The following is a 3,717-nucleotide window of genomic DNA, read 5'->3' as shown; positions in this document are numbered from 1 at the left end:
AAAGTGCGCCAGCTATCCAAGCCTCGTCAGTGATCGCCGTGAGCCCTATCCAGAGGCTCATTAAGATACTTGCCCATCCCATGACTTCTCCCAGTTTGAGCTGCCGATTGGTGGTCAGTGACGCTCGTATATTGCTAAGAACTGTCATGGCTTCTAGTTCGTCTACATGGAACATGTAGCTTTCCCATAACAGGTCGGGTAAAGATACTTACTGGACGGGAAAAAGATGCTATCATGAGCGCAACACAGTCTGCCGTGCTGTTCGGGAGGGAACGGCACCGCTCCCGACAGTTCATCGGGTTCGCCGCGGCGATGTTCGTGCTCACGGCCGTCTTCCTCGGCGGGATGATGACCGGAACGCTGCCCTTCATCTGGCCGCTCGTCTATCTGCCGGTCCTCATCGGGGTCGTCGCAGCACTGGTGAACGCCTATCTCAACAGCGGGTTGGTCGTGAGCACCCTAAACACGGTCGTCATCGCCGGTGCGATGGTTCTCACACACGGAATACGCGCCGTTCTGTCCCCCTCATGGCCGGTGACGGGTTGGTCGTGGTATCTGTGGGTTGCGACGGCGCTTCTCGGTGTCGGCATCGGTGCGTTCATCCTCGGAGCCGGTATGCGGCGCTTGGTCGGCCATTTCGGGTGAGAAGCTAACTAGCGGCCATTCAACGCGAGGAACGCCAGGACCATCAATGAGGGGCTGCCGTCGGCGTTCTCGGTGACCCTTCTGCCTGCGAAAGCCCGCACAGCGCCCTGTGGGCGCGAGCAGGACCGTGGAGGTGGGCGGGCGCGGAGGGTGGGTACGCGGTCGGGCTTTGGCCGGCCCGAAGGGGGGGGACTCCTTAGCGGGGCTGTCGCAGTGGCGACGGCATTCTACGCCGGAGCCAGTAGGTCGGAACCGTGCGGAGTGAGCACGCGCGATCTCGTCGCAGCAGCGCAGCCGGGCGACCATCAGGAGAGTGAGCGAAGCGAGCGGTCCGGTGAGCACGACCGACGAGCTCGCGCGATGGCGCAGCGAGCACGGTGGGGCGGTCGCCGTTCTTTTCGAACCGCGTGCGAGAAAAGCGCGTGCTGAAGCCGTTGCAGAATTTCTATGGATGCAAAAATTCAGCGAACCCCTGTCGGTAGACACTCGACTACTGATAGAGTCTGGTGTTTATCCTATCCGGTGCTGATACGACCTCCAGAGCCGCTTTGAATATGTGAAATAAGTTCATAATTTGTCCCATATGCTGAGCATTTCATAAAGCATTAAGTGATGTCCGGATTTTGAAATAGTGGGTACTGCTTGTACCGTTGGTAAAAATGCAGACCCCACGTAAACACATGACAGAACCACTGCTACAACCGATGCAAGCGTCGGGATACCTCGAGAGCGTTATTGGAGACATCGTTCCAGCCGTTCTCGCAGTTGTCGCTGCGCTCGTCATCCTACTTGTCGGGATTATCATTGGTCGTATCGTCGGCGGCATCGTCAAACGTGCCATCGAAGGAATCCGTCCCTCAAAGTACACCGCAGGGACCCCACTCGAACGACAGGGGAACATGGATAATGACGTCGCTCAAGCAGTCGGCGACCTCGTAAAGTACGTCATCTATTTCCTTGCCCTCCTGCTCGCGCTCGCACAGGTTGATCTCCCACTTCCGGGAGACGTCCTTTCGGGAATTACTGCTGCCGCCCTCCGGATCGTTGTGGCGGCGGTCATCCTGATTGTTGGGTTCGCTATCGGTCGCTTCGTCAGCGGCATCATCGAAGATATCGTCGACGGATTCGGGCTTGAGACATACATTCGAGACACACCGCTAGCCACAGTTGCGCGGTCAGTCGGCGGTGTTGGCAGTGCAATAGCGATGGTCATCGAATATCTGATCTACTACTTCGCGTTGGTCGCAGCCGTAGACCAGCTTCAGTTTCAGGCTCTTTCACAGCCGCTGAGTGTATTCGTTGGCCAACTACCGCTTGTCATTGCAGGAGTGCTCATCCTCGTAGTAGGGATTTATGTGGCTGATATCATCGGTGACTTCGTGGCGAACATCAACGCTACCCGTGTGACCGACCTCGCGGGGATGGTGGTGCAGCTGTTCGTCTACTATATTGTGGTAGTGTTCGCACTCGATACTGCTGGTTTCGACACTTCAGTGCTGCTGAATCTGTTTAACACAGTGGTCGTGGCGTTCTTCGGAGCGCTCGGTGTCGCGCTCGCGCTCGCAGTTGGCATTGGTGTCGGCTGGGGCAGCAAGGACTACGTCGCCGAGAACATCGAGGACTGGGTTGGGAGCGCGCGAAACAGTACATCCGACCTTACTGAAGAGTCCAACAATCGGTCAGGCGATAACTTCGACTCGCCAGGTTCAACTGACGACTAACTCGCTCCTCCCCATTTTATCGGCCTATCTTTGGATTGCAATTCACAGTCCAGTAGTGAGATGGCTACAGGAGCGTAATTTCGTTTCATGCTTTCGGCGCAAAACCACACGAGGTTTCACGTCGATAGAACCGATTGTATCTCGTTGCACATCGATCACCTGTATCCATGTGCAAGATTCGCGTCACGAGCGCATTGAACCGCCGTGCTACTCTGGTCGACCAGCTGAGATCACCTTTCACTATAACCAATCTATCAGTGAGTCACCCGAACAGCACTCACGATCGGCTCCAATGTGCAAAATCCACCACGAGAACCGACGTGGTTGAAGGGAGAAGCTGGCGAGACCTGTAAAGAAACACCTGCTTCTCTACACCCTGTTGAAATCACGGATTCGTTTATTTCGATCGCCCCTGTCGGCGAGCGTTTATGCTGCATTCGATGCGTGCTATAGCGTGGTATATGGTAACAACAAATAAAGGGATCCCCGCCGTAGTATGAAATGCAGGCGTGTTTGCCTGTGCTACGTTCGGTCAACACGGGGACACCGGGCGTAGGAGCATACGCGAACCACGGGCCGGGGGGCAAAACCGACCGGCCCATTTTCCAGCATCTCCCAAAGAGACTGACCGCGAGGGTGCTGTGTGAGCTATAGTAGCCGACAACTGTAACGCCGTGCTGAAGTCTATCTCCGGTGAATCGTGGATGGTCCCCCTCTCCCCCTCCCTTCTGATCGGTCTCTCAATGCTTTGACCGGTAGCGTCGCCGAGGAATTCGAGCCGTACCGAGACCCAGATGACCTACTACGGCGCGTGAGGGTCGTCAGAATCGGCAAATGGTGGCTCATCACCGCCGACGTCGAACTCGGCCCCACAATCGAGGCAGCGATACTCGTCGGCCGCGGCCGCACTCGCCGCGGGGAGGGTCTCGACGTTTTCGGATCCACATGCTGGACAGGCGATTGTTGCCGTCATGTCATCAGGTGTGTCTCGCATGGCTATTCACCGATGGAAAGTCGGATTGCGTTTATTGACTATTTTTTGGCCGAACTCCTCATTCGCTGCCAGAATCCTTCGAAATGAATTGACCCCGTGCCGTGACGGGCGTCGCCTCTAGCAGTGGTCATTCGAGAAGTTCATCGACATGGTGACGCGGGCAGCATGGTCGGCCCTCCTGTGCGGCAGTCAGTCCTTTCGAACAAGCCGAGCGTGTCATAGAAAGCATCACGTGCAGGGTTGCAGGGCGTTGGAAGTGTGTCCAGCAAAGCCAACGCCCTGCAAAACGTAGCTTCAGTCGACGACTTCTTGAATGTCGCGGCGACCGAGACAGTACCGCTGTTTGAATACCTATCC

At 56.4% G+C, this 3,717-nt stretch carries 3 protein-coding genes and 1 pseudogene; 3 read left to right on the top strand and 1 reads right to left on the bottom strand.

Annotated features, from left to right (window positions below; genetic code table 11):
* The first annotated feature begins 234 nt into the window (after positions 1-234).
* Positions 235-645, top strand: a complete 411-nt coding sequence (locus tag GT355_RS17855) for a hypothetical protein (RefSeq protein ID WP_160135849.1) — start codon at positions 235-237, stop codon at positions 643-645.
* A gap of 680 nt (positions 646-1,325) precedes the next feature.
* Positions 1,326-2,366, top strand: coding sequence for a mechanosensitive ion channel family protein (locus GT355_RS17850; protein ID WP_160135848.1), 1,041 nt, complete (start codon positions 1,326-1,328; stop codon positions 2,364-2,366).
* A gap of 802 nt (positions 2,367-3,168) precedes the next feature.
* Here GT355_RS17850 and GT355_RS17845 read toward each other — a convergent pair.
* On the bottom strand, positions 3,169-3,339 hold the full coding sequence (locus GT355_RS17845) for a hypothetical protein (RefSeq protein ID WP_160135847.1): 171 nt from the start codon (positions 3,337-3,339) through the stop codon (positions 3,169-3,171).
* Positions 3,340-3,451: 112 nt separating this feature from the next.
* On the opposite strand from GT355_RS17845, the pseudogene GT355_RS18730 reads away from it, so the two are divergent.
* Positions 3,452-3,582: pseudogene (locus GT355_RS18730) on the top strand (ISH3 family transposase); the annotation flags it as partial.
* Between the last annotated feature and the right edge of the window lie 135 nt (positions 3,583-3,717).

Source organism: Halococcus salsus (genome assembly GCF_009900715.1).
Taxonomy (GTDB): domain Archaea; phylum Halobacteriota; class Halobacteria; order Halobacteriales; family Halococcaceae; genus Halococcus; species Halococcus salsus.
The sequence above is the reverse complement of the archived record's forward strand: the minus strand, read 5'-3'. Positions and strand labels throughout refer to the sequence as shown.